General features: G+C 60.4%; 5 protein-coding genes. 1 reads left to right on the top strand and 4 read right to left on the bottom strand.

Going from position 1 to position 2,637, the window contains the following annotated elements; genetic code table 11:
• Positions 1-102 precede the first annotated feature (102 nt).
• Positions 103-888: a helix-turn-helix transcriptional regulator gene (locus QMX98_RS33955; RefSeq protein ID WP_077748862.1), complete on the bottom strand. Its 786-nt coding sequence runs from the start codon at positions 886-888 to the stop codon at positions 103-105.
• Positions 889-1,033: 145 nt separating this feature from the next.
• Here QMX98_RS33955 and QMX98_RS33950 point away from each other — a divergent pair, with 145 nt between their 5' ends.
• Positions 1,034-1,261 carry a DUF6555 family protein gene (locus QMX98_RS33950; RefSeq protein WP_010458578.1) on the top strand — a complete coding sequence of 76 codons (228 nt, stop codon included), beginning with the start codon at positions 1,034-1,036 and terminating at the stop codon, positions 1,259-1,261.
• A 67-nt stretch (positions 1,262-1,328) separates the two neighbouring features.
• Here QMX98_RS33950 and QMX98_RS33945 read toward each other — a convergent pair whose 3' ends face one another.
• The 3 genes from QMX98_RS33945 to QMX98_RS33935 form a co-directional block, all read right to left on the bottom strand.
• Positions 1,329-1,496: a metallothionein gene (locus tag QMX98_RS33945; RefSeq protein WP_010458576.1), complete on the bottom strand. Its 168-nt coding sequence runs from the start codon at positions 1,494-1,496 to the stop codon at positions 1,329-1,331.
• Between the two features lie 84 nt (positions 1,497-1,580).
• Entirely contained in the window at positions 1,581-2,036 is a 456-nt protein-coding gene (locus QMX98_RS33940) for a DMT family transporter (protein WP_010458574.1), read from the bottom strand.
• A complete protein-coding gene (locus QMX98_RS33935) occupies positions 2,036-2,521 on the bottom strand; it encodes a DMT family transporter (RefSeq protein ID WP_010458572.1) in 486 nt (161 codons plus the stop codon). Before QMX98_RS33935 ends, QMX98_RS33940 begins: the two co-directional genes overlap by 1 nt.
• Positions 2,522-2,637: the final 116 nt, after the last annotated feature.

Genomic DNA, 2,637 nt, shown 5'->3' with positions numbered 1-2,637 from the left:
GTTCGCGATAGCGGAGTGTCAGTCGACATCTGTGCTACCTGATACACCGCTATCGCGAGCAGGCTCACGCCTACAAGGTTTTCCCTCAGCTACAGGGGTGCGTCATGGCTGGACGGGGTGTTGGCTCGCCGCAAACTGCGAAGGCGCGACACCCAGTTCCCGGCGGAACATGTCGCTGAAGCTGCTCGGCGAATAGCCCAGTTCGCGGGCAATCGTGCTGACCGGCACGCCTTGAATCAACTCCGCCGCCGCGGTCGCCAATTGCACCTGCCGCCGCCATTCGGCGAAGCCCATGCCCAGGCCTTCCTTGAACAGCCGTGCCAGGGTGCGCACGCTGGCACCGGCATTTTCCGCGTGCTGCTCGAAGGGAATGGCCAGCGAGGGCGCGGCCATGACCGCCTGACACAGGTTCATCAGGCGTCGGTCGGAATCATCCGGCAACGGGATTTTCAACAGCGAACGCCTGGCTCGTCTAAGCTCCAGCAACGCCAGGCCGACCAGCGCCTCGTAGTACTCGGGCGCGCCATCATCGCCCTGCTCCACCAGCCCGACGATCAGCTCACGCAGCAGCCCGCCGACTTCGATCACCTGAACACTGTCATCCAACGTGACCGCCAATGAGGGCCGCAGGTAGATGTTGCGCATCTGCAGGTCAGAGACCACGCGGATGCCATGCGGCACGCCCGGCGGCAGCCACACCGCCCGTTGCGGCGGCACCACCAACGCCTCTTGGGGCGTTTCCACCCACATGACCCCGCTCATGGCGTACAGCAATTGGCCCCATTCATGCTCGTGGGGCTCGATGTACAAGCCACGCGAGTAAGTGCGTGCCAGCGGTTGCACGGGCACATCGGTGTCACTCAGGTCTGGCGGGGCGGCAAGGGCCATGGGCAATGATCATTGGGGTTTTCAGGTCTTGCATGGTAACGGGCCACTCACCTTGTCGCCACCGGCGGCAGCCGTCTGACAATCCGAATGAATTTTCCTTAACCCCAACGATCCTTGTATTACCACAGGGAGGAATACGGGCTTTATGAACAACGCAAAACTTTTCGTCATTGAATACACCCTTCATGGCGCGCCAAAGTCTTTCATTATCCGCCTGGACAAAATGGACAACGCGGAGGCTTGGCACTGGGCCAGTTGTGACGCAGGGGTTGGACGAATACCCCGCTTTGGCCGAGAGAAGGTGCAAAAAACCAGCAAGCCGCTGGCGGAGAAATTCGGCATCGAAAATGTGACGTGGCGCCCGGCGGGCTGAGCATTACAGGGGGTAGTTATCCGACATTGAAAGTGGAGCCCGAGAGGCTCCACTTCATGTTGATGAGCTATTTGGCGTGTGCGCACTTGCAACCTTTGCTCGCACACTCCTCGCCATGTTCGTGGTGCTTGGCGCACGCTTCACAGCAATAGTGTTTGCCGTGACGCGCTATCGGGTGCTCGCCCAGTTTGCAGGAGCATTTGGGGCAGTCGCAGGTACTTTCACTGTCGATCATGAGTCTGACTCCTTGGGTGTGGTCGTCGCGTGCGGCAAATGCGCACTTCACTCATCAGTGTAGGAGCTACAAAATGGCGCGCAGTTACTCGCTTCGGGTGCTGCTGCGATACATGAACAGCAACGCCAGCGCCAGGCACACCATCGCCAGCAACCGACTGCTCGACAACTCGATCGCCGGGTTACCCAGCCAGCCGAAGTTATCGATCAACATCCCCATGCCCAACTGCCCGACGATCACCGCCACGGTTGCCACTGCCGTGCCGACACGCGGCACCGCGCCGACCATGACCATCATGTAGACGACGCCGAACAAGGCACCGCTGAGTTGCCATTTCGGCACGTCCAGCAGGCTCACGGCATGGGCCGGTTCAAAAAACAGGATCAGCAACCCGGTGACCACCGCGCCCACTGCGAAGGTCAGCAGACTACTGCGCAACACGCCGACGGTTTCCCCCAGGCGCCCGTTGATCGCCGCCTGGATACTCAACACCGCGCCGGCGGCCACCACCACGGCCAACAAAATAATCAGATTCATCATCAACCCCGAGCAATCAGAACAAGTGCCGCGACAATCAGCAGCAACGCTAGCCAACGCTCACCGTTGACCTTTTTGCGGGTAGCGCCGAACCATCCGAAGTGGTCGATCAACACGCTTTTGCCAACCTGCCCGGAGAGGATCGCGATCATCGTCATCGCGATCCCGATGTGCGGCGTGGCCAGGGTCAGCACCACCACGTAGATCGGCCCGAGGAAGCCGCCGATCAACTGCCAGCGCGGCAAGGTGTTCAACGCCGGACCTTGTTGCTTGCCGCTGAACAACAACAGCAGAAACAGAATCGCCGAGCCGACGCCGAAGATGCTCAACGTCGCCCATAAATGCCCGACCTGAACCCCGAGCGGCCCGAGCAGACCGGCCTCCACGGAAAGGCCCATGCCGGCGAGGATCACCAGAGGCAGCAGCAACAGCCGCAGCCCTGGTTTGGCCGCTGGCACTGAAGCGATGTCGATTGAAGAAGATTGCATAAGGAAAACCTGCTCGTCAGATGAATACGGCCCCGGTAGGAGCGAAGCTTGCTCGCGAAGGCGTCGTATCAGTCGACATTTCCAACGTCTGACACGCCGCCTTCGCGAGCAAGCTT

It is taken from the genome of Pseudomonas sp. PS02303, from assembly GCF_029959925.1.
Lineage (GTDB): Bacteria > Pseudomonadota > Gammaproteobacteria > Pseudomonadales > Pseudomonadaceae > Aquipseudomonas > Aquipseudomonas mandelii.
The sequence above is the reverse complement of the archived record's forward strand: the minus strand, read 5'-3'. Positions and strand labels throughout refer to the sequence as shown.

Bases quoted from the DNA above. Each gene is read 5' to 3' on its own strand.
- QMX98_RS33955 (WP_077748862.1), bottom strand. From the start codon at position 888: ATGGCCCTTGCCGCCCCGCCAGACCTGAGTGACACCGATGTGCCCGTG.
- QMX98_RS33950 (WP_010458578.1), top strand. From the start codon at position 1,034: ATGAACAACGCAAAACTTTTCGTCATTGAATACACCCTTCATGGCGCG.
- QMX98_RS33945 (WP_010458576.1), bottom strand. From the start codon at position 1,496: ATGATCGACAGTGAAAGTACCTGCGACTGCCCCAAATGCTCCTGCAAA.
- QMX98_RS33940 (WP_010458574.1), bottom strand. From the start codon at position 2,036: ATGATGAATCTGATTATTTTGTTGGCCGTGGTGGTGGCCGCCGGCGCG.
- QMX98_RS33935 (WP_010458572.1), bottom strand. From the start codon at position 2,521: ATGCAATCTTCTTCAATCGACATCGCTTCAGTGCCAGCGGCCAAACCA.